This is a genomic window from Scatolibacter rhodanostii (assembly GCF_900197595.1).
Lineage (GTDB): Bacteria > Bacillota > Clostridia > Oscillospirales > Acutalibacteraceae > Scatolibacter > Scatolibacter rhodanostii.
On the sequence record NZ_FZLO01000004.1, the window covers coordinates 1 to 21,859 of the forward strand.

The 21,859-nt window shown below is 39.8% G+C and carries 19 protein-coding genes; 4 read left to right on the plus strand and 15 right to left on the minus strand.

The genetic code is table 11. From position 1 onward, the window contains the following. Positions 1 to 366: 366 nt before the first annotated feature. The 4 genes from metA to CS931_RS08975 are packed head-to-tail and all read left to right on the plus strand — an operon-like array spanning position 367 to position 3,260. The gene (gene metA / locus CS931_RS08960; RefSeq protein WP_099205450.1) at positions 367 to 1,320 is read left to right on the plus strand and encodes a homoserine O-acetyltransferase MetA; all 954 of its coding nucleotides are present in this window, start codon (positions 367 to 369) and stop codon (positions 1,318 to 1,320) included. Next, positions 1,310 to 1,945: an HAD family hydrolase gene (locus CS931_RS08965; protein WP_099205451.1), complete on the plus strand. Its 636-nt coding sequence runs from the start codon at positions 1,310 to 1,312 to the stop codon at positions 1,943 to 1,945. The genes metA and CS931_RS08965 overlap by 11 nt, the downstream gene beginning before the upstream one ends. A gap of 5 nt (positions 1,946 to 1,950) precedes the next feature. Then, positions 1,951 to 2,562 carry a GNAT family N-acetyltransferase gene (locus CS931_RS08970; protein WP_159459783.1) on the plus strand — a complete coding sequence of 204 codons (612 nt, stop codon included), beginning with the start codon at positions 1,951 to 1,953 and terminating at the stop codon, positions 2,560 to 2,562. An 11-nt stretch (positions 2,563 to 2,573) separates the two neighbouring features. Continuing rightward, positions 2,574 to 3,260, plus strand: coding sequence for a YoaK family protein (locus CS931_RS08975; RefSeq protein ID WP_099205453.1), 687 nt, complete (start codon positions 2,574 to 2,576; stop codon positions 3,258 to 3,260). 109 nt (positions 3,261 to 3,369) lie between these two features. Here CS931_RS08975 and CS931_RS08980 read toward each other — a convergent pair whose 3' ends face one another. The 15 genes from CS931_RS08980 to CS931_RS09050 all read right to left on the minus strand — a co-directional run bounded on the left by CS931_RS08980 (position 3,370) and on the right by CS931_RS09050 (position 21,704). Next, a complete protein-coding gene (locus tag CS931_RS08980) occupies positions 3,370 to 3,567 on the minus strand; it encodes a hypothetical protein (protein ID WP_099205454.1) in 198 nt (65 codons plus the stop codon). A 174-nt stretch (positions 3,568 to 3,741) separates the two neighbouring features. After that, positions 3,742 to 3,921 carry a hypothetical protein gene (locus CS931_RS08985; protein ID WP_099205455.1) on the minus strand — a complete coding sequence of 60 codons (180 nt, stop codon included), beginning with the start codon at positions 3,919 to 3,921 and terminating at the stop codon, positions 3,742 to 3,744. Positions 3,922 to 3,964: 43 nt separating this feature from the next. Beyond that, entirely contained in the window at positions 3,965 to 6,133 is a 2,169-nt protein-coding gene (gene feoB / locus CS931_RS08990; RefSeq protein WP_099205456.1) for a ferrous iron transport protein B, read from the minus strand. 60 nt (positions 6,134 to 6,193) lie between these two features. Next, on the minus strand, positions 6,194 to 6,415 hold the full coding sequence (locus CS931_RS08995; protein WP_099205457.1) for a FeoA family protein: 222 nt from the start codon (positions 6,413 to 6,415) through the stop codon (positions 6,194 to 6,196). Between the two features lie 25 nt (positions 6,416 to 6,440). Further along, the gene (locus CS931_RS13115; RefSeq protein WP_306341538.1) at positions 6,441 to 6,773 is read right to left on the minus strand and encodes a FeoA family protein; all 333 of its coding nucleotides are present in this window, start codon (positions 6,771 to 6,773) and stop codon (positions 6,441 to 6,443) included. Between the two features lie 421 nt (positions 6,774 to 7,194). Beyond that, entirely contained in the window at positions 7,195 to 7,617 is a 423-nt protein-coding gene (locus CS931_RS09005) for a cytidine deaminase (RefSeq protein WP_099205458.1), read from the minus strand. Between the two features lie 118 nt (positions 7,618 to 7,735). Continuing rightward, positions 7,736 to 8,686 carry a sugar kinase gene (locus tag CS931_RS09010; protein ID WP_099205459.1) on the minus strand — a complete coding sequence of 317 codons (951 nt, stop codon included), beginning with the start codon at positions 8,684 to 8,686 and terminating at the stop codon, positions 7,736 to 7,738. A 17-nt stretch (positions 8,687 to 8,703) separates the two neighbouring features. Further along, complete coding sequence (locus CS931_RS09015) at positions 8,704 to 9,660, minus strand: type I phosphomannose isomerase catalytic subunit (protein ID WP_099205460.1); 957 nt, start codon at positions 9,658 to 9,660, stop codon at positions 8,704 to 8,706. Between the two features lie 64 nt (positions 9,661 to 9,724). Further along, complete coding sequence (locus CS931_RS09020; protein ID WP_099205461.1) at positions 9,725 to 11,074, minus strand: penicillin-binding transpeptidase domain-containing protein; 1,350 nt, start codon at positions 11,072 to 11,074, stop codon at positions 9,725 to 9,727. Next, positions 11,071 to 12,933 carry an FtsW/RodA/SpoVE family cell cycle protein gene (locus CS931_RS09025; protein WP_242964962.1) on the minus strand — a complete coding sequence of 621 codons (1,863 nt, stop codon included), beginning with the start codon at positions 12,931 to 12,933 and terminating at the stop codon, positions 11,071 to 11,073. The genes CS931_RS09020 and CS931_RS09025 overlap by 4 nt, the downstream gene beginning before the upstream one ends. Positions 12,934 to 12,965: 32 nt before the next feature. Further along, positions 12,966 to 13,634 carry an acyltransferase gene (locus CS931_RS09030; RefSeq protein WP_099205462.1) on the minus strand — a complete coding sequence of 223 codons (669 nt, stop codon included), beginning with the start codon at positions 13,632 to 13,634 and terminating at the stop codon, positions 12,966 to 12,968. A 315-nt stretch (positions 13,635 to 13,949) separates the two neighbouring features. Continuing rightward, positions 13,950 to 14,714: a hypothetical protein gene (locus CS931_RS09035; protein WP_099205463.1), complete on the minus strand. Its 765-nt coding sequence runs from the start codon at positions 14,712 to 14,714 to the stop codon at positions 13,950 to 13,952. 18 nt (positions 14,715 to 14,732) lie between these two features. Further along, complete coding sequence (gene secA, locus CS931_RS09040; RefSeq protein WP_099205464.1) at positions 14,733 to 17,483, minus strand: preprotein translocase subunit SecA; 2,751 nt, start codon at positions 17,481 to 17,483, stop codon at positions 14,733 to 14,735. Between the two features lie 201 nt (positions 17,484 to 17,684). After that, positions 17,685 to 18,518, minus strand: a complete 834-nt coding sequence (locus tag CS931_RS09045) for a sugar phosphate isomerase/epimerase family protein (protein ID WP_099205465.1) — start codon at positions 18,516 to 18,518, stop codon at positions 17,685 to 17,687. A gap of 54 nt (positions 18,519 to 18,572) precedes the next feature. Beyond that, entirely contained in the window at positions 18,573 to 21,704 is a 3,132-nt protein-coding gene (locus CS931_RS09050; RefSeq protein ID WP_099205466.1) for a phospholipid carrier-dependent glycosyltransferase, read from the minus strand. Positions 21,705 to 21,859: the final 155 nt, after the last annotated feature.

Below are 21,859 nucleotides of genomic sequence, written 5' to 3' on the forward strand. Positions count from 1 at the left end.
AGGTTTTATCTAGTGTTTTCGGCTTTCTTTTGTCGTTTCGTTTTTGTCGTTTCTCTCGAGTGCTTGACTATAATACCATGCCTATTCCCTTTTGTCAACACTTTTTTTGAAAAAGTTTTCGGTTTTTTCGAATCTTCTTAAAAAACGAGGTAAAACCTACCTTTTTTCGCTGTCTATATAATAGAAAAGAATTGAGCCTACCCCAATTTTGTGCTATAATTGGCGTAAAGTTTAAGATTTATTTTTTGAAGTTTCTTCTTTTTATTTGAAAAGAATCAGAAATTCATCGCTTACTATTAAATCTTATGCTATACATTATAGTGTATTTGAACTGATTTCGCAACAAGATAATAAGGAAGTGATGCTATGCCTATTAAAATTCAAACTGATTTGCCTGCCATAGAAGTCTTAGAATCTGAAAATATATTTGTGATGACTCATGAACGGGCAGCTCTTCAAGATATTCGTCCTCTGAAAATTGTGATTTTAAATCTAATGCCTACTAAGATAGAAACAGAAACTCAGCTTCTTCGTCTTCTTAGTAACTCACCTTTACAAATTGAAGTTGACTTTATTCATCCTACTACTCATATTAGCAAAAACACTAGCGCCTCTCATCTCAATACTTTCTATCATTCATTTGAGGATGTTCGCCAAAATCGTTATGATGGTATGATTGTAACAGGAGCTCCTATTGAACAGATGCCTTTTGAAGAAGTAGACTATTGGCATGAAATGACTGAAATTATGGAATGGTCTAAAACCAATGTCTATTCTGTTCTTTATATCTGTTGGGGTGCGCAAGCCGGTCTCTATTATCATCACGGCATTAAAAAGTATCCCTTATCCCAAAAACTAAGTGGCATTTACAATCATACAGTCTTGAATCCTTATCATCCCCTCATGAGAGGTTTTGATGATAACTATTTTGCTCCACACTCTCGTCACACCGAAGTACGCTTAAGTGATGTCACCAAAGATTCCGATTTGATTCCGCTTGCTGTTTCTGATTTGGCCGGCCTTCATATTGTAGCTGAAAAGAACGGCCGCGCTTTCTATGTAACCGGCCACGCCGAATACGATAGAGACACACTGGCGAAAGAGTATTTCCGGGATGTTAATAAAGGATTGAACCCCTCTATCCCTTATAATTACTTTCCTGATAACGACCATACGAAAACACCGCCTTTCACTTGGCGCAGTAATGCTCACCTACTATTATCTAACTGGTTGAACTATTATGTCTATCAGCGCACGCCTTATCATTTCACAGATATCAGCCATACTATTTCTCCGGAGGAGTTCACTTATGAAATTTGACAGCGTTATTTTTGATTTAGACGGCACATTGTGGGATGCTACACAAGCGATTGCCGATTCTTGGGTACCCGTTCTAACGGATTCCCCTTTAGTGGAACGCATTCCTACGTTAGCAGACTACGAGAGCGTTATGGGTCTTGAACCTAAACCGCTTATGAAAAAGCTATTCCCTCAGTTAAATTGGATTGATGCCGAACCCATTTGGAAAAAGGCCTGCATTGCGGAATTGGAATATCTCAATCAGCATGGAGCTAACTTATATGAAAATCTGGAAGAAATTTTGGCGGCCCTTTCCGCTCACGTTAAATTAATCATTGTTAGCAACTGCAATGAAGGCTATATTGAAAGCTTTCTGCATGCTCACAAACTAGAATCTTATTTTATTGATATAGAATGTGCCGGTAACACGGGCTTGCCAAAATCCGAAAACATAAAACTGGTTGTGGAGCGCAATAAACTTAAAAATCCGGTTTATGTTGGAGATACCTTGTGGGATTATGAAGCCGCAATCGCTGCCAAAGTTCCTTTTATCCATGCTGCCTATGGCTTCGGAGAAGTTCCTGAAGTTCCTGCCTTGTCAAAACCGACTGATTTAATCCCCTTGATTTTAAACAAACAGGAGTGATTTTTTTGAAGACGAACCTGCTATTTGCTACATGGCCTTTTTTAAAAAGTGAAAAAGTTACTCTCAGTCAAATCACAGAAACGGATTTGGAGTCACTTTGGAAAATTCTTAGCGATGATGAAAACTTTCGCTTTAACCCTAATGCCGCTTCGGCTACTATGGCAGAAGCTGCCACTAAAATCAAGCAAATTCATTTTAACTTCCGTGAAAAAAAATCGATTACGCTTGGTATATTTTCCAATGACAGCTTAAACCAGCTTATTGGATTTATGGAATTGACAGATATTAATGTGACCATTCATTCTATTTCTCTGGCTTTTATGCTCAATCAGGAATACAGCGGAAAAGGCTATGCCACTGCCGCTGTCAATTGTATTACTGATTATCTGTTTCAATATATAGAAGTCAATCGCATTCAAGCTTATATCATGCCTAATAATTTAAGTTCTCAGCGACTTTTAGAGCGCTGTGGTTTTGTGAAAGAGGGCACCATTCGTGACGGCTTTTATTGGCCTGACAAAGGTATTATCGATTTAGACTTATATGCTATGCTGCCTACTGACTTTCGCAAACATCAAAAAAATCTGGAAGAAAACAAAAGGTACTATACTTCTTGAGGAATCACAATATGAATACAAACGCGGCTCATCAAAAAGCCGACTCATTCTTTGTCTCGGCACTGCTTGCCATTATCGGCGGCTTTTTGGATGCCTATACCTATAATCTTCGTGACGGCGTTTTAGCAAACGCACAAACCGGCAACATGGTCTTTATGGTCATTCGCCTAACGGAAGGACACCTTCAACAGGCATTTTTCTATCTCATTCCTATTTTTTTCTTTATGCTTGGCGTCTTCCTTGTTGAGAAAATCCGTTTTTATAAGCATGCTCCCTCAGCTATTCACTGGCAGCAAATTATTCTTGCCATCGAATTCTTTATCTTGCTGATTGTCTCTTTTATCCCCAGCGGGCCATTAAATATGGCGGTCAATATTGCTATCGCCCTAACATGCTCCATGCAGGTAGAAAGCTTCCGAACTGTGCAAGGCAACCCTTTTGCCTCAACCATGTGTACAGGCAACCTTCGCAGCGGCAGTGAGTCTCTTTTCTATTATACGCAGACCCGTGATCAACAATATCTAAAATCCGCTTTACACTACTTTGGGATTATTACCTATTTTTTAATTGGGGTTCTTTTAGGTTCAAGCCTTTCACATGTTCTATTTGAAAAAGCTACTTTAGTCTGTTGTCTACTTCTATTAATCTGTTTGCTTATGCTAAAGAAGAGTTCAGCTGCTCCTGATAAGATGTCTTAGTTTCCATCTTCTCACTATATCAATTGAATCTATACTAAAATAAGAGTGCTGTAACAAACACAAATTTGTTACAGCACTCTTATTTTTACTATTCATTCTTGAAATCTAATCAAACAATTCTTTCTGCTAAAACTTCACCTCTATAAGAAACCCTCGGGGTATCTCTTGCAGAAACCAACATACTCTCTGCAAAAGTCTTTGCAGTATTATTTTTTTGCGAGATAATTTCGCTAAATCTCTCTGTTCCACAAGCTGATAAAACTGCTATACAGGCTATTATTAAAAGCACCATTAATGATTTTTTCATTTTATCTCCTCATCTATAATAGTATCTTTACAAATCCTAGCAGAATTATACTTTAGCTAGCGAATAGATAGCTTGTTTTCTTTTTATTTTCTTTGATTTATGCTAGCTACTTTTTTCACATAAAAAGCCCTGCTCTTTTAAAAGAGCAGGGCTTTCGCTATGACTGTGTAAATATTAATGGCAGCAAGAACAATCCTTGCTTTCACCGTGTTGCTCGGCAGAAGCAGAAGAACATGCACAGCTCCCGTTTCCTTTTTCGGCACAACCTGCACAAGTGCCTTTTTGTCTCACATGACGAACAGCTAGAACGACAGCTGCCACAATAAATAAACTAATAATAATGGTTGCTAACATATCTATTCACTCCTATCTTTCACAGCTCTGCCATTTTTATGATTTAAAGATTGGCAGCAGCTACTGTGTTTAATTTTCTCTTATTTGGATCAGGACGTACCAACAAATATACCATAACAATAAGAATTAAGAAAGCTGCTACGGTTCCAACACCAAATCCGCCGCCTGTCAGCAATGCACCAAACTGATTAATCATCAAAGCGATGAGGTAAGCAAATACAGTTTGGAATACCAATGCAAATGAGGTCCATTTCAGTGAATTCATTTCTCTGCGAATCGCACCAATAGCAGCAAAGCAAGGTGCGCACAAGAGGTTGAATGCTAAGAAAGCAATTTGCTGGTGAATATGAGGCAACATAATAGCAAACTGATTCCATAGACCAGCATCATCTTCGCCAATTTCACCACCCAAGCCAAACAAAACACCAAAGGTGCTGATTACGTTTTCTTTGGCGACAAGACCCATGATTGTTCCCACCGTAGCCTGCCATGTGCCAAATCCAAGAGGGCCAAAAATCCAAGCAATGCCATTTCCGATTTTAGCCAAAATACTATCATCCATAAATTCATCACTGATATATCCCACAAACTTGCCATCTACCCAGCCAAAAGAGCTGAGGAACCAAACGACAACAGAGGATAAGAAGATAATCGTACCGGCTTTAATAATAAATGACTTTGCGCGTTCCCATGTATGGAAACCAACATTTTTCCAGAACGGAACATGATATTGAGGAAGCTCCATAACAAATGGGGCTGGATCACCAGCAAACCATTTGGTTTTCTTTAAAATAATACCTGCAATGACAATACAGACAACGCCCATGAAGTAGAAAATAGGAGTAACCCACCATGTGCTCATTTCTGTACCAAAAGCCGCGCCCATAATCAAGGCAATAATCGGCATTTTTGCGCCGCAAGGGATAAATGTAGTAGTAATAATCGTCATTCGACGATCTTTTTCGTTTTCAATTGTTCGCGTTGCCATAATACCGGGAACACCACATCCTGAACCAATCAGCATGGGAATAAAGCTTTTACCGGAAAGTCCAAATTTGCGGAAGATTCTATCCATAATAAAAGCAACACGAGCCATATATCCGCAATCTTCTAAAACAGAAAGCAAAAGGAAAAGAACAATCATCTGTGGCACAAATCCCAAAATAGCACCTACGCCACCAATAATACCGCTTACTACTAAGCTAACTAACCAATCCTGTGCGCCTACTGCAACAAGCAATGATTCCGCTCCAGGTTGAATCCATTCGCCAAACAAAGTGTCATTGGTAAAGTCAGTAACCAATGAACCTACAGTTGAAACAGCAACGATATACACAAGCGACATCACAACCACAAAGATGGGCAATCCCAAAATACGGCTTGTTACAATGCGGTCAATTTTATCACTGGTGGTCATCTTCTGCTTTTTCTTTACATAGCAACCCTTAATAGCATGGCCAATCCAGTTATAACGCTCATTTGTGATAATACTTTCGCTGTCATCTTCTAACTCATCTTCTACAGCAGCAACAATTGTGTGAAGTTGTTTTTTATCGCTTTCAGAGAATTTGAGTTCTTCGAGAATTTTTTCATCTCTTTCAAACAACTTAACAGCATACCATTTCTGATTGCCTTTACTAAATTTCCCTGCGAAAGTTGAATTGATTTCCGCCAATACTTTTTCTATCTCAGCAGAAAAAGAAACAGCAGAAATTGCTTTTTTCTCTTTTGCAGCAGAAATTGCCATTTCGGCCACTTCTTTAACACCCTGACCTTTAAGGGCAGAAGTTTCCACAATTGGGCAGCCCAGCTGATTTGAAAGCTTCTTCATGTCAATCTTGTCGCCATTTTTGCGAACAAGATCCATCATATTTACCGCAACCACCATAGGCAGCCCAATTTCTAAAAGCTGAGTGGTTAAATAGAGGTTCCTTTCCAAATTGGTACCGTCAATCAAGTTAATGATTGCATCTGGTGCCTCATGTAGTAAGTAATTTCGGCTAATTACTTCTTCCATCGTATAAGGAGAAAGTGAATAAATGCCAGGTAAGTCTGTAATAATTACATCCTTATGCCCCTTTAATTTGCCTTCTTTCTTTTCTACCGTTACACCCGGCCAGTTTCCGACATATTGTGTGCTGCCGGTTAGTTCGTTAAACATGGTCGTTTTTCCGCAGTTAGGATTACCTGCCAACGCAATTTTAATGCTCATTTGTTTGCCCCTTCCAAAATCAACAGTTAGTCAACAATAACCTCATGGCCTAAGAACACTTTATTTTACTAAAATATTCTCTGCTTCACTTTTACGAATTGAGAGTTCATAGCCCCGAACCGTTATTTCAATCGGATCACCTAAAGGAGCCATTTTCCTGACAAAAATCTCAACGTCCTTGGTAATGCCCATGTCCATAATTCTGCGTTTGAGTGCACCCTCGCCTTGCAGTTTAGCAACAACTGCTGTTTCTCCGCATTTCACATCTCGTAACGTTTTCATGCTTTACCTCCTGCTTTTATATTGTTTATGCCACATATACCCGCATTGCCATCGCTTTGCTGATAGCCACTCTGGTACCTTTAACATTGACAATCACATTGCCGTTCATCTCTGAGATCAACATCACCTCAGCACCCTCTGCAAAACCTAAACTTCCCAAAAAGCGTCTTATTTCATCTTTCCCTTTAATCAGCGTGACATGTTGCATTTCACCGGTTTTTGCCATCCCTAAAGGAAAACCTGTTTGTCCCGCACTCTGTGCCGTGAAACCTGCCAAAGCATCTGCCGATTGTTTCTGATCTTCTACACGCTCTCTTGCATCAGATGATTTTGAAAACATTTCTCTAAAGAAAGCCATAATTAAGACACCTCCAAATTCCCTTGAGAAATTGATTGTAGTTTATATTTAGACTCAACCAAAAAAGTTAGATTTCGCTAACTGAAACAATTCTATACCCAAATATCTTATTTGTCAATCATTTAACCATATAAATTTATCCCTTTTACAAGTTTTGTTTTTACAACTCCTCTTTCAAATTTTTCTTACTTTATTGGTTATATAAATTATTATAGTTTTCATTTTTTAAACAATTGAATTTTTTACTTTTAATCATCGCAGCTTGAAAAGCAAATTTAGTTTTGCTTATGCTAATAATAAAAATAAGAAGCCAGTGCTATTTTAATTGCACTCGCTTCTTACTTGTCTGTATAGCAATATTTAGTTTTATAATCTTCAGCCAAGTTCGTGTGTTAACTAATTTGCTGTTTTATTACTATTCTTATTCTACAATAAGACTCGTCTTTTGAAAAGCAGCCGGAAGTAAATCTTTCAACTCCCACTCTTGCCATTCTTCTGCAGTTTTGACCAACAATATTTTTGTGTTGGGTTCGCAAAATTCTACCATCACCTGCCGGCATACGCCGCAAGGGGAACAAAAGTCTTTTACTGGCTCTCCCTGTTTACCGCCCACTACAGCAATCATTTCAATTTCTCTTTCTTTTTCGCTGACTGCTTTGAAAATGGCAGTTCTTTCAGCACAATTGGTTGCAGAGTAAGAAACATTTTCAATGTTACAGCCTGTATAAATCTTACCACTTTTGGTTAAAAGAGCTGCGCCAACTGAAAAGCCTGAATAGGGAGCATACGCGTTTTCTCTTGCGTTAAGTGCTTCTTTTACCAGAAGTTGCTTTTGATTCTCCAAATCAATCAAACCCTTTCTGAACAATATACTAACTGCTATGGGGTAAAATTCAAGTATACAAGCTTATCTTAAAGCGTTTACTCTACTTCTCTAAATCTTCTTTTATCGTAAAATTCCTTTAGGCCGTTCCTCTTTGAATCACTTTTTCCAAGACTTCACGAGTGGGCAATCCCTCATTGTCGCTTTTATGAGAAATTTGGATAGCACCAAACACGTTTCCTCTGAAAGCCGCTTCTTTTAAAGATAATCCTTCTGCTAGTGCACTGATAACGCCTGCGGCAAAACCATCGCCTGCGCCCACCGTATCCACAATTTTCTCTGCTGGAAATTCTCCCGAATAACCGCTTGCTCCATTTTGTTCCGAATAATAGGCACCGTCTTTGCCAAGCTTGACGATAACATAGCGAACCCCTTTTGCATGATAATAATCAGCAATATCTTCTGCCGAATCTTTTCCGGTAAGAATAGCGCCTTCTTTTAAACCCGGAAGAATCAGATTAGCTTGTTCAGCCAATTCATTCAAGGTGGCTATCATCTTCTTTTCGCTTTCCCAAAGTTGCGGACGTAAATTGGGGTCAAATGAAATCGTAATATTTAATGCCAAAGCACGGGCAATTAATCTTTTTACGGCAAACAATGCCGATTCAGAAACAGCAGGCATAATGCCGGTAACATGCAGCCAAGTGCATCCGCTCAAGTCCAAATGGGTAACATCTTCTGCCGAAATCGAAGAGGCTGCTGAATTTTTACGGTAATATTGGATTTTAGGATCACCCTTTTCCACTTTGCCTTTCATCATAAACCCTGTTGATCGGCTTGCATCCCTAAAGACTAAGTCAGTAGAAATACCATTTTTCTGCATAGCATCTACAATTTTATCGCCAAAAGAATCTGTACCCAGCTTTGTGCAATACACTGCTTGATGTCCCATTCTGCTAAGGCCTACTGCTACATTGTATTCTGCCCCGGCAATAGCTGAAGTAAACGTATTGACTTTGCTAAGCTCACCTGGTTCGTTTGCAATAAAGAGTCCCATCGGCTCCCCTAACAGTACAATTTTTCCTGCCATGTTTCATTCCCCCGCTTTTATATCGTTGTCTGAATCCACTCACATTGGCCTTCAATGGTCACGTTACCTTCTCCGGCAGGAATAAACAAGCTATCCCCTTTTTGGAAAGATATTTTTTCACCTTGGCTGATGATTTCCCCTTTACCCTCTAAAATAACTAAGGATACAAATGTTTCGTCTTTTGCTTCAATGGTTGTCGCTCCATCGCAAGTATAATGCTCTGTCGTGAAATATTTACATTCAGCCAAAAGCTTATGCTTGGCATCCCCTGATTGATGTAATGTGTCATCCCACTGATTCGCTTGTGAGGGTGATAGTTTAGAAACGGCCAATGCTTTTTCAATATGCAGTTCTCTTAAATTTCCTTGTGCATCTCGTCTGGCATAGTCATATACACGATATGTCATATTAGAGTTTTGCTGAATTTCACAAATCAAGATACCAGCGCCAATCGCATGAATGGTTCCTGATTCTATGAAAAACACATCTCCTTTTTTAACCGGCACTTTGTTCAGAACTTCTGTGACCGTATTATTGTTAATGCGGCGGCAAAAATCCTCTTTAGATATCTCTTGATTTACACCAAAATAAAGGTACGCACCTTCCTCGCAGTCCATGACATACCACATTTCAGTTTTGCCGTATTCGCCTTCGATTTCTAATGCAAACTCATCACTGGGATGAACTTGAATAGAAAGCGCTTGTTTGGCATCAATAAATTTAATAAGAACAGGAAATTTTGCAAAAGCCTCGGCTCTTGTACCCAAAACCTGATTTCCACATTTTTCAATATACTGTGAAAATGTGAGCCCGTCAAACTCGCCCCCGCTTACAACACTTTCACCATCCGGGTGAGCAGAAAGCTCCCATGTTTCGGCTAATGGTGTCATATCGCTTACCTTTCCATATTGTTCTTTTAGTCTTGTGCCACCCCAAAGATAATCTTTGCAAGCCGGTTTTAATTTTTGAATCATGTCTAAATCCCAATCCTTTTCTATTTTTTAAATCATATGCGTACAAATGATAGGCTATCCTTCTTTATTCCGATATTGCTGCCTGCAGCATTTCAACGGCAACACTACCTGCTGTCTGCAAGGCAGACTCCCCTTCTTCTACCACCACAGCAAAAGCATAAGGTGTGTTGGGGTTATTCGAAAAGCCCACAATCCAACAAGTATCGCCTTCATCACTGCCTACTTCAGCTGTACCCGTTTTGGCAGAAATCTGCATATCTGCCGGGAAAAAGCTATCCCCATAATAATCGGAAACAACGGTACGCATGGCCGTGCGGAGCTGCTCTGCTTGCTGACTGTTCATATAGCGGTTACTGCCCGCATTGAGTGAACCCAATAAATCCATAGAATTTGTCAATTTGGGTTGCACGTAACTGCCGTCAGTGGCAATTGCTCCCATCAATGTCATCATATGATATGGATTTGCCAAATCTGTGTATTGCCCAATACCCGACCAACCTAAGTTATGGCTATCAGCTTGTGTTAAATCAACACTACTTTTAGCTGTGTCAATTCCCTGAAAAGACAATGTTTTGTTAAACCCTAATTCCACCGCTTTCTTTTGTAAAGCATCTGCTCCAATTTCAACGGCAAGCTGTGAAAAATACACGTTGCAAGAATTCCCCAATGCTTGTTGTGCGTTTTGCACGCCATGCACACCCATACAGGTAATTTCTGCTCCGCCAATCATCACCGAGCCTTCGCAAGTAAACTCTTTTTCTGCCCAAGAATCTGGCCACTTATCCATCGCTGCGGCCAATGTAACAATTTTAAAAATAGAGCCTGGTGTAAAAGAAGAGGATAAAACTCTATCTACATAGGCACCTTTATAATAGTCATTTTCTAAAATATCCTCAGGGGGATTCGATGGGTCGAATGTCGGCTGACTTACTTTGGCTAGAATGTCACCTGTCTTATAGTTATACATAATCGCTGCTCCCCGGTGACTGCCTAAAGCATAATAAGCCGCCAGAGAAACATCCGTATCAATTGTCAGTTTAATATCGTTGCCAAAGGAGTTGAACATGGTCTTGCTAGAACCTGTAATAAAATTATAGCCTGAAAGCTTGCTATGCATAGTTGCCTGCACGCTTGTCCCGATTGAGCCATTGTTGTCGCCAATCGTGTGTAAAAGTGCTTTACGTACATCTTCGCTTTCACTATAGACCCTGGCGCCCTCTTTGCTTTCTGCCAAGATATTACCATTTCTATCAGTGATTTTACCCATAGCAGTTAAAGAAATGTGGCGATTATACGGCTGCATGGCCCACATACTGCCATTCATATATAGGCTGACAAAAAACCAAGCTAGTCCGCCAACGAAAATGAAAAGAGCAATGTAGAGTACAATCGAGCGTTTACCTGTTGTTCTCATCCTCTCACCTGCCCTTGTACAAACCACTCTTGTTCACGAGTTGCTTGTTCTTTTCCTTGACGAATCTTTTGTTTAATTGCCTCTTCTTCTCTTTCAATTCTTGTTTTTTCTTCTTCACGTGCCTGTTTTCTGGTTTGCCTTCGTACCGCATACGTTCTCTCATCTGCGGCTTTCAGAAAGGCCAGCATACCCCAAACAGACATCATACTCGAACCACCTGCACTGATAAACGGAAGCGTTACACCAGTAAAAGGAATAATATCTGTCGCACCAAAAACATTTAAGCTTGCTTGAAACAGCAAAAGTCCTGCTGCTGCACAAGAAACAATAGAGAAGAATGTTGAACGGCTTCGTGTCACATCGCTTCTTGCATATAAGGTAAACATAGCAATGGCAATTACAATTACCAAACCAAGGAGCAAGCCTTGTTCTTCACAAAGAAAACCAAAGACCAAGTCATTTTCTGCCGCAAAAATCGGACCAATATCACCCTTGCCGGCAAAATACCCCTCGCCCAAGCCGACGCCCAAAAGACCGCCGCTAGCAAGATACGTTAACATTCTAGTTTGCTGAAAACCACCATCATCACGTATACCTGCTTCCCAAATATGTCCCCACGATTCAAATCGATTGGCAACATGCGGCTTAAACCTTAAAATCAGCACAATACCGATTAGTGCCGCCGCAATTACTAAAATAATCGTCCGAATACTACCAGAGCGCATAAACGCAATAATCAGGAATGCTGCAAAGAAAATCAACGCTGTTCCGAAGTCTTTCATAATAAAAAGAAAAGCCATACAAATTCCGCTAAAAATTAGAAATTGTGTGATATTCTTCTCTGTTTGCAACTTATCTAATGTAGAAGCGCCAAAGAAAATAAAAGCTATTTTAATAAATTCGGAGGGTTGAATGCTAAATGAACCAATAAAAATCCAATTGCGAGAACCGTTTACTGTTCTGCCCAGCACCAAATTTAGTATAAACAGAACAATGGCGCCAATGCCAATCGCCATTTTGAATTTTTCAACTCGCTCCAAATCTCCCATAAACCAAATCAAGAAATTAAGTATCACAATGCCAATAACCATTGCCGCAATTTGCACATAAGAAGTATGCAGGGTTTCGTCATAACTGGACATCAACAAAATACCGATTCCACTGAGCAAATAGGCAACCGTCTCAATCTCAAAATTTACGCGTTTCTGTATTCCGATGATGTAGATATACAATGACCAGCCGATAACCGTCGTCATTAGAAAAGGAATAAACGGTGTTACCGAAAATTGACCGCCGGCAAGCGACATTTGCAAAGTCATCAGCAGATGAACCAACGTCGCCACAAACATAAGCTTGGCCGGTGAAGCTGCTTCACGAGAAAAGCCACGAAACATTCTGCGTTTTTGTTCTTCCGATTTGTCAGAGCGCAACAAAGTCAGCGTGGTTGCTCCAATTGTAATGTCGTCTCCGACCTCAACCCGCTTCTTGTCTTCCACCTTCTTGCCGTTTACAAAAACACCTGTTTTAGAGCCTGTATCACACACAAGCCAGCCCTCTTCACGGCGCATCAATACAGCGTGATCACGAGAAACCAATTGGTCTGCCTCTAAAACCACATCACAGCTTTTGCTTCGTCCAATTGAATTTTCCCAATAGAGAATAGGGAATTTCACTTTTGCATTGTGATCAGCGAGCATAATAACCGGAGATCTTCTCCGCTGCCCTTTTCGAAAAGAGGTGTAACTTCTCCAGACTACATAAAAAGTCAAAACCGGCACAATCAAGCGCACAATCAGCAATACTACCGGTAGAACCCCTGTCTGAATCATGTTTACCAGCATTTCTTTTATTTCTCCCAAGAAATCGCCTCCTCTTGATTTACCGTCTTTTTTTATAACTGTGGTTCTGAAATCGCCACAATCGTTCCGTCATTTTTATAAATATGATTTTCTCTCACAAATCCTCTGACCATAGAAAGCGGATAGACTCTGGCATTTTTGCCAACGACTGTACCGGGATTTAGTACAGCACCACAACCAACTTCTACGTTATCACCAAGCATAGCACCAAACTTTTTAAGCCCTGTTTCCACTTTCACTTCTTTATGTCTTACCGTAACCAAAGTTTTGTCTTGCTTCACATTAGAAGTCACTGCACCTGCACCCATATGAGATTTATATCCCAAAATAGAGTCACCGACATAGTTATAATGTGGCACTTGCACATTATTGAACAGAATGACATTTTTAAGTTCTGTTGAGTTGCCAATCACGCAGTTTTCCCCTGCCAACACATTTCCTCTGATGAAGGCGCCTGGTCTTACCTCTGTATGATGTCCAATGATACAAGGACCTGCAATATAAGTATTCGGATAAATTTTAGCTGTTTTGGATATCCAGACATTCTCGTCTGTGCATTCATATTCTTCTTCAGACAATGTTTTGCCCAACTCTATCAAAAAATTTCCGATTTTAGGAAGAGCCTCCCAAGGGTATGTCGTGTCTGATAGAATTGGTTTTGCCAGTGTATTTTGCAGGCTATACATTTCACAAGTTTTCATGTTTTTTCTCCCGTCAATTTTCTGCACTATTTTTTACTATAAATTTATTATAAGTTGGTCTTTGCACAAAATTTGCTTGTTCTTGCTGACAACTTTTTCTTCTCTTTTGTGCAGATTGATGTCAAACTATTGTCTATATTATACAACGAGGTTGAGGGAAACGCAATTAAAAATCCCTTTTGATTTCTCTTAAAGCTTCCTTAAATCAAACGGCTGCTTTGAAATAAACAAAGCAGCCGTTTGATTCTTTATTTAAGGTTAGTGCCACTAATATTTCAATAGAATGATACTAGCGTTTATTTTTATACAAACATACTAGTTATTTTGTGCTTTAAACAGCACAACATTTTCATCAATCTCTTCTAGTTGTGTGGTATCAAGTTGCAATTCTCCGGCCTCTGTGCGCAAAATCTGCATGCTAACAGTAATAGCAGAGCCATAAGTAGGAGCCGCATTGATTTCTTTTTCGCACATTTCTATCACTTTGTCAATGAATACATCGGTTAAGACAACTGCGGTTTCTTCATTAGAAGATTCTTCCTCTTCGCTGTCAACCGTATCCTCATCTTCAGCATATTCATCTTCTTCCTCTAGAGAACTTTCTGGAGATACTTCGGAAGATGTTTTCTGCTCAAGCAATGTATCTGCATTTAAACGCAGATTTTGTGCTTCTGGCAAAATATCTGCAAATAAAGTCAAAGGTTCAATCTCAACATCAACAACATAACCCTTATTGTTTTCCTGTTTATCTCGAACTGTGTATTTACTCATGCCATAGGCTTTAGTAACCAACTCTTCAATTTTAGCTTTTTGAGCTTCTGACGGGTTAATTTCAAATGCGTTACAGAAATAAATTACTCCGTTTTCAACCGTCGTTTGTCGGTTTTCATTCGCCTTTGCTTCCGTTTGATTCGTGATATCAATCAGCGCCGCATTATCACCATGATAACTGCTGTTTAGCAGTGCGGTAATATACCCTGAAACATCATAGTCCGGAAATTCAGAGCGAAAAACATGGCAGCCTGTCATCGAAAGAGTCAAGACCAAAGCTCCGAAAATCGCCAGCATTTTTCTTTTCATAAGTCCCCTCCAAGCCAATTATTCGTCTTTACCGTGGCATTTTTTATACTTCTTGCCGCTTCCGCAAGGGCAAGGATCATTTCTGCCGGGTTTTTTATCTTTTTTAACGGGTTGTTTCTTGGTTTCTTCTGAAAGGCCGGCGGCATTTGTTCCGGTTACTTTGGCAACCTGCTCCCGTTTGGGTGCTTCTGGTGTACGTAAACGAACCGTCAGCACCATCTTTGCCGTGTTCACTTTAATCGATTCAATCAAGCTCTCAAACATTTCAAAGCCTTCATTGCGATATTCCACTACAGGGTCATGCTGACCATAAGCACGCAGACGGATACCGTCCTTCAATTGTTCCATGGCATCAATATGATCCATCCACTCAGAGTCTACATTTTTTAACAGAACCACATGTTCAATTTCACGCATGATTGGTGAAGTGAACTCTGCTTCTCTCTTTTCATAAAGCTCTTTTGCTTTGTCTTTGATTTCTCCTGCCACAAATTCAGGCTCGATATTATCTAATTCATCAGCAGAATAAACCAAATCATCTGCTGTGAGAACCCAACCCAAATATTCTTTACGAAGACCGCTGATATCCCAGTTATCGTGAGGCATATCCTTGGGCATATATTTGTGAACAGTGCTATCGATGGAATCCTCCACCATTTTCTGGATTTTTTCTTTCACATTTTCGCCGTCAAGAACATCGTTGCGCTGTTTATAGATAATTTCACGTTGCACGTTCATGACGTCATCATATTGCAACACGTTTTTACGAGCTGCAAAGTTGCGCCCTTCATATTTACGCTGCGCACTTTCAATGGTATTGCTCACCATTTTAGCTTCAATCGGAACACTTTCATCCATTTTCAAGCGTTCCATCATGGATTGAATGCGCTCGCCGCCAAACAATCTCATCAATTCATCTTCAAGTGAAATATAAAAACGGCTCTTACCGGGGTCGCCCTGACGTCCGGCACGTCCTCGCAGCTGATTATCGATACGGCGTGACTCATGCCGCTCTGTACCGATGATATAAAGTCCGCCAAGTTTTCTGACTTCTTCTGCATCAGGCTCAATCTGTGCTTTATATTTGGTGTTCAGTTCACCAAATGTCTTTCTTGCACTCAAAATTTCTTCATTGTCTGTTTCGCCAAAAGCCGTTGCTTCTGCAATTAGTTCTTCGCTGAACTGCATACGGCGCATTTCAGAAACTGCCATATATTCGGCATTGCCGCCCAACAGAATATCCGTACCACGACCTGCCATGTTTGTCGCAATGGTCACCGCATTTTTTCGTCCTGCTTGTGCAATAATCTGTGCTTCTTTTTCGTGATACTTCGCATTCAAGACTTCGTGCCGAATGCCGCGTCTTTTCAGCATAGCAGACAACTGCTCTGAACGTTCAATGCTGATTGTACCCACCAGAACGGGTTGTCCCTTTTGGTGATGCTCCATAATGTCTTCAATGACCGCCGCAAATTTGGCTTTTTCATTTTTATACACTACATCAGAGCAATCTTCTCGAATCATAGGTCTGTTTGTCGGGATTTCAACGACATCCAGCTTATAGATTTCGCCAAATTCCTCTTCCTCTGTCATGGCGGTTCCGGTCATGCCAGAAAGCTTGTCATACAGTCTGAAATAATTCTGGAAGGTAATCGTAGCAAGCGTTTTGCTTTCTCTTGCCACTTCCACATTCTCTTTGGCTTCAATTGCCTGATGCAAGCCTTCGTTATAACGACGGCCATACATAAGTCGTCCCGTAAATTCATCAACAATAATAACCTGACCGTCACGCACCACATAATCAATGTCACGCTTCATTGAGCCATGTGCTTTAATCGCCTGATTAACATGGTGCTGAATGGTAATATTTTCTGGGTCTGTCAGATTTTCAAGATTAAAATATTGCTCGGCTTTTTTGACACCTCTTTGGGTAAGCGAACAGGTCTTGAGCTTTTCATTGACAATATAATCATATTCTTTATAAACTTCATCGTTGTCTTGCTTTTCGTCTGTTTCAACGACCACAACGGGGGTCAACATTTTGGCAAAATTGTTGGCAATGCTATAAAGCTCTGTTGATTTTTCGCCTGAGCCTGAAATAATCAGAGGAGTTCTCGCCTCGTCAATTAAAATGGAGTCAACCTCGTCCACAATGGCAAAAGAATGGCTTCTCTGCACCTTTTTCTCTTTATAAATGACCATGTTGTCACGCAGATAGTCAAAGCCAAACTCGTTATTTGTGCCATAGGTCACATCAGCAGCATAGGCTTTTTTGCGTGCTTCATTCTCCATGCCCGATAAAATCACCCCAACAGTCATGCCGAGAAAGCGATAGACACGCCCCATTAGCTCACTTTGATAGCTGGCAAGATATTCATTGACGGTGACAATATGAACTCCTTTTCCGGCAAGAGCATTCAAATAGCCGGGCAAAACAGAAAGCAGGGTTTTTCCCTCACCGGTTTTCATCTCTGCGATACGTCCCTGATGAATGACGATACCGCCGATAATCTGAACCTTATAGGGGCGATAGCCCAAAACACGTTCAGCGGCTTCGCAGACAACGGCAAAAGCATCCGGCAGAATGTCATCAAGGGTTTGACCGCTTTCCAGTTTTCCTTTGAGAGCTTCTGTCTGTGACTTTAGTTCAGAGTCACTCATTTTTTTATAGTGTTCTTCAAGGTTCAAAACTGATTTGACAAGTGGGTCAATTCGTTTCAGTTCTTTTTTGCTGTAATTCCCAAAGAATCTGGACAATATATTTGCCATGCTGCATCGCCTTTCGTTCTATGTTAATTTTTAGAATCTTTATTGTCTATCAAACATACCGCTTATTATAGCATATCAAAAGAAATAATTGCAAGAAAACAGGCGATTATTTACATCCACGTCATAAAGTTATCTGTTTTCTCTTACCTGCAAATTTCCAAGCAATCTTTTCCGTTTTGCTTCTTTAGACCAGCTAATCGATTATGACTTCTTTTCGAAAAAATCATGCTTTTTAAGCCAATCTATTGATTCTTTCAAATAAGTCAGCTGACTTTCTGCGCCATAATGCTCAATAGTAAAATCACCGTGATAGCCAGTTTCTTTTAAAATTTTCATGATTTCTTCCAGTTTGATAACACCTTGACCCACAGGAGAAGGATACATTACTCGGCCGCCTACAGTTGCTTTTTTTTCAGCAGATTCATCTGACATGGTAAAACTACGGTCTTTTAAATGAACATACACAATTTTATCTTTTAAGACATCCATAGCCTTAAGTTCATCTTCTTCGCTGTAGAGAAAATTTCCTGTATCAAAGGCCAGACCAATATGGTGCATTTCTGACAAGAATTGATTTAACCCATCAATGGTAGAAATTGGTGATTCTACACTATCAAATTCTTCCATAACCAAAGTGAATCCACGCGCTACAGCCCTATCTTCAAAAATACGGGTCATGTGAATCATTTGATTCCATTTTTCTTTTTTCTCTTGCTCAGAATCTGTTTTGTCGTAAAAACCCGGAATAACCAAAATGCGTGAAGTGCCCAGCCTATCTGCAGATGTCATAATATCTTCTATCGCCTGCAAATCTGTATTCTTTCCAAAATCCATAAAAGCGCATAAGGAGGACACAGATAGCCCAGCTGCATCTAAATCTGATTTTATTTCTTGCTCTTTCCCTTTGGAGTTGCTTGACAAAACCTCTAGTGCTTCTACCCCTAAATCTTTGGCTGTTTTAAGTGCTTCGGCTAAGGTGATTGATTCTTGTCGTGCCATTTCTGCTATGTGATCGTAAAAAGTTGCTATTTTCATACTCAGACCTCCTGATATGTAAAAAAGTATATTAATAAATTGTTTTGTGAAAAATCAAGCAAAATACCACTGTGAAAACCATTCTAAGCTGTTGGCGTAAGCTTGCGTTGTTTCTGCGCCTGAAAGCACGGGATAAAACGTCATAAACAAGACCACCGCTACTGCAATATACAAAAACACGACCAACTTACCTTTTGTCAAAACAAGCTTACTGTTGCCTAACGAAAATTCTGAAATAGGTGATGTGTTTTCTAAAATAGACTGCAACCATAGGACAATCGCCATAATTAAAAACGGAACTGCCGTAAAATAATGATAAATAAAGGCGATTCTAGGCACTAACACCCAAGGTAGATAAACCGATAAGAATCCAACTATTACCACAAAAGCTGCTTTTTTCTTTTTAAACACCAGTTGAACCACTGTTACCATGAGTGCCGGAATACCCACCCACCAAACTGCGGGATTTCCAAAAGAAGAAATCGTGCTAACTTTGTCAGCATACGGCAAATTATCTGTGAAATAGAACCAGATAGGCTTAACCATAAACGGCCATTCATACCAAGGTGAGGCAAAAGGATGCTCCGCTTTTAGATTGGCATGATAGTCAAACATATTGATTTGATAGTTTACAAAAGAACTCCAAACCGAAGATTGATGTGGTAAAGTTGTCATCGGCAAAAAAGCAAGGTAATAAATGACGAAGGGAATCAAAACAAAGAGCAAACAACACCACAAACAAACTGTTTGTATCCGTTTGAAGCAAAGCTTTCTATTTTCTGCTATAAAGTAGGCGTGTCCCATTTTAGCAAAAAGCAACACAGCAAGCCCCACTGCTCCATAAGCAACAGTCCATTTAGAGGCAATGCCAATACCCATCAAAACCCCACTCATAGCTAGCGGTAGAAGTAGATTTTTGATATCTGTCCGCATAAAATCTTTTTGTAGAAAGAAAATCATTGCACTATACATGGCCAAGATAAAGAAAACAGCATATGTATCAATGGTAGCAATTCTAGTTTGCGTATAATGCATAAAGTCGACCGCTAAAAGAACGGTTCCAACAGAAGACCAAAAGCTACTTTTTGACAGCTGTTTCAAAATGATGTAGAGCAGCGGCAGCATTAGAACACCAAATAGTGTGCCCATAAATCGCCAGCCAAATGGATTCATCCCGAAAATCAAAATGCCTAATGAAATGAAAAGTTTCCCTAACGGCGGGTGAGTATTTTCATAAGGCTCCAAACCTAAAATGTATTCATAAGCGGTTCGCGCATGATAAATTTCATCAAAATAGGCAGAATCATAGTAAGTTGGGTATAGCGGAACAAGGTTTTGTTCATCCATCAACACTTGCCCTTTACCCTCTATCACTGTCAGAACCTCATAGCCCTCCCAACTCGAATTCTTCATTGATATTTCATTGATTACCACCTCGGCATCCAATGCCGTAAACCGAAAAAACTTTGCCAGTTCGTCTATTCTCTGCTGTTTCCATTCGAAAACACCCGATGACGGTAATACACCTTGATCTATCCACGTTGTCCCGTCATTTGAAGTTTCTATTTTGACATTCATCCCAATTTTGGCACGATAATGAGAATCATCCGGCACAAGACCCGGAATAAAGCAAATGGTATCAGCTGGATGATTGGTTTCTATTACAACAGATTCTCCCTCTAAGGGAGTCCAAGAGGTCAAAGCCGTTTGATGAGAACCCAAGCCCCAAAAAGCAACCCCCGCATATAACACTGTGATTATGCCAGCAAAACATATATCACGCCGCGTTAGACAAAAACTTTCTAGTGAAAGCCTTGACAGCATTCTAAATGCCTTTTCTTTGGTTTGTGCAACATCTGCCGTTCTTTGCTTCCATGTAATTTTCTCTCTATCACCCAAGACTCTTCCGTGGCAATACATATCATAGATTACCCATAATAAATAGCCTAGGCTAATAATTTGTCCCAGCGATAAGACTTTGACGAAAACTGTGTTGGGGTCATAACGACCGCCATGCACTTGATATAAATATAAAACATGTTTTACATTGGCATAGTGAGCGAGCGTTACAATTGAAAAAGCATATAAAATTCGCCTGTCTTTGACAAATACATACAACAGCAAAATAAATATTAGAATAGGGAAAACATATCTTTCATGCATTTGTACGGTCAGCAGATATGCTGTCACCATCAAAAGGATAGGAGCAGCAAAAACAACATGGTCGTCTTTTGCTTTTAAAACGACTGCTCCACAAAGAATTGTTGCTATGATTGGCCCCAGTGCTGTTAATAACATAGAAAGAGCACCGCTTTGAGGGAGCCCCGACCAGTTTAGACCCAATAAAGCCCATATATTATAGGCATTGACAGCATAGTAGGGATATCCGCCCATCGTTTCTGCATATTGCTCAATCAGCCATCTAAAATTGAAATCCTGTGTAAATGGTAATGCTACCAAAGCCATCACAGCCAGGGCTGCTAAAGGTGCCAAAAGCAAAGAGCGGTAATTCTTACGCCGAATCGCAAAAAAGATAAAAACAGGAACAAACGTGAGCATTTGGGGTTTTATAATAATAGAAAGCCCAAAAACGGCACCCGATAAAACATATTTTTCTTTATATAATAGTAAAATAGAAACTAGAAAAACCGCTAGACAAAAAGAATCCATTTGCCCCCAATTGGCAGAATTTAAAAGTACGGGAGGGCAAAAAAGATAAGCCGCTGTCATAAACAGTGCCATAAATGGGCTTAATCTCTTATTCGCCACATAAAAAAGAACTCCGGCGCAAAATAAATCTCCCAAAATGGCAGGCAGCTTAATTAGCAGTGTATAGGCAGAAGAAGAAAGCGAAAGGCCAAAAATAATCCTTACTTTTTCTAAAAAAGTCAATATATATAGATAACCCGGAGGATAGTCAAGAAAAATATCTTGCCGATAGATTAAATCAAACCCCACCGCATTCGTCATATTGCCCCAAGATTTGAAGGTCTCAATATCAGAAGAAAAGCCAGAAAGATAATAGCCCATCCAAAGCCGCAGAATAAGAGCCAAGAAAAAAAGAAGGCCTGCCACTTGTTTTGTGTTCTTCTCGGCTTTCAATCCTAAAGAAAAATAATTTTTCTTCTTAGTCACAAAAGCAATGATCAGTGAAAATGTAATTGTGAGTGTGAATGAAACAACCATAAATCCTCCAGACTTCGTGGTTTTGACGAAATTTTACAAATTAACCAATTGATATTGACTATTCATTCATTCAATAGTAATCTTGTACACAAGTATAGTCTATCCAAGTTAAAACGTCAAACAAAATCACCTTACAATTTTAGAAAGGGACTATT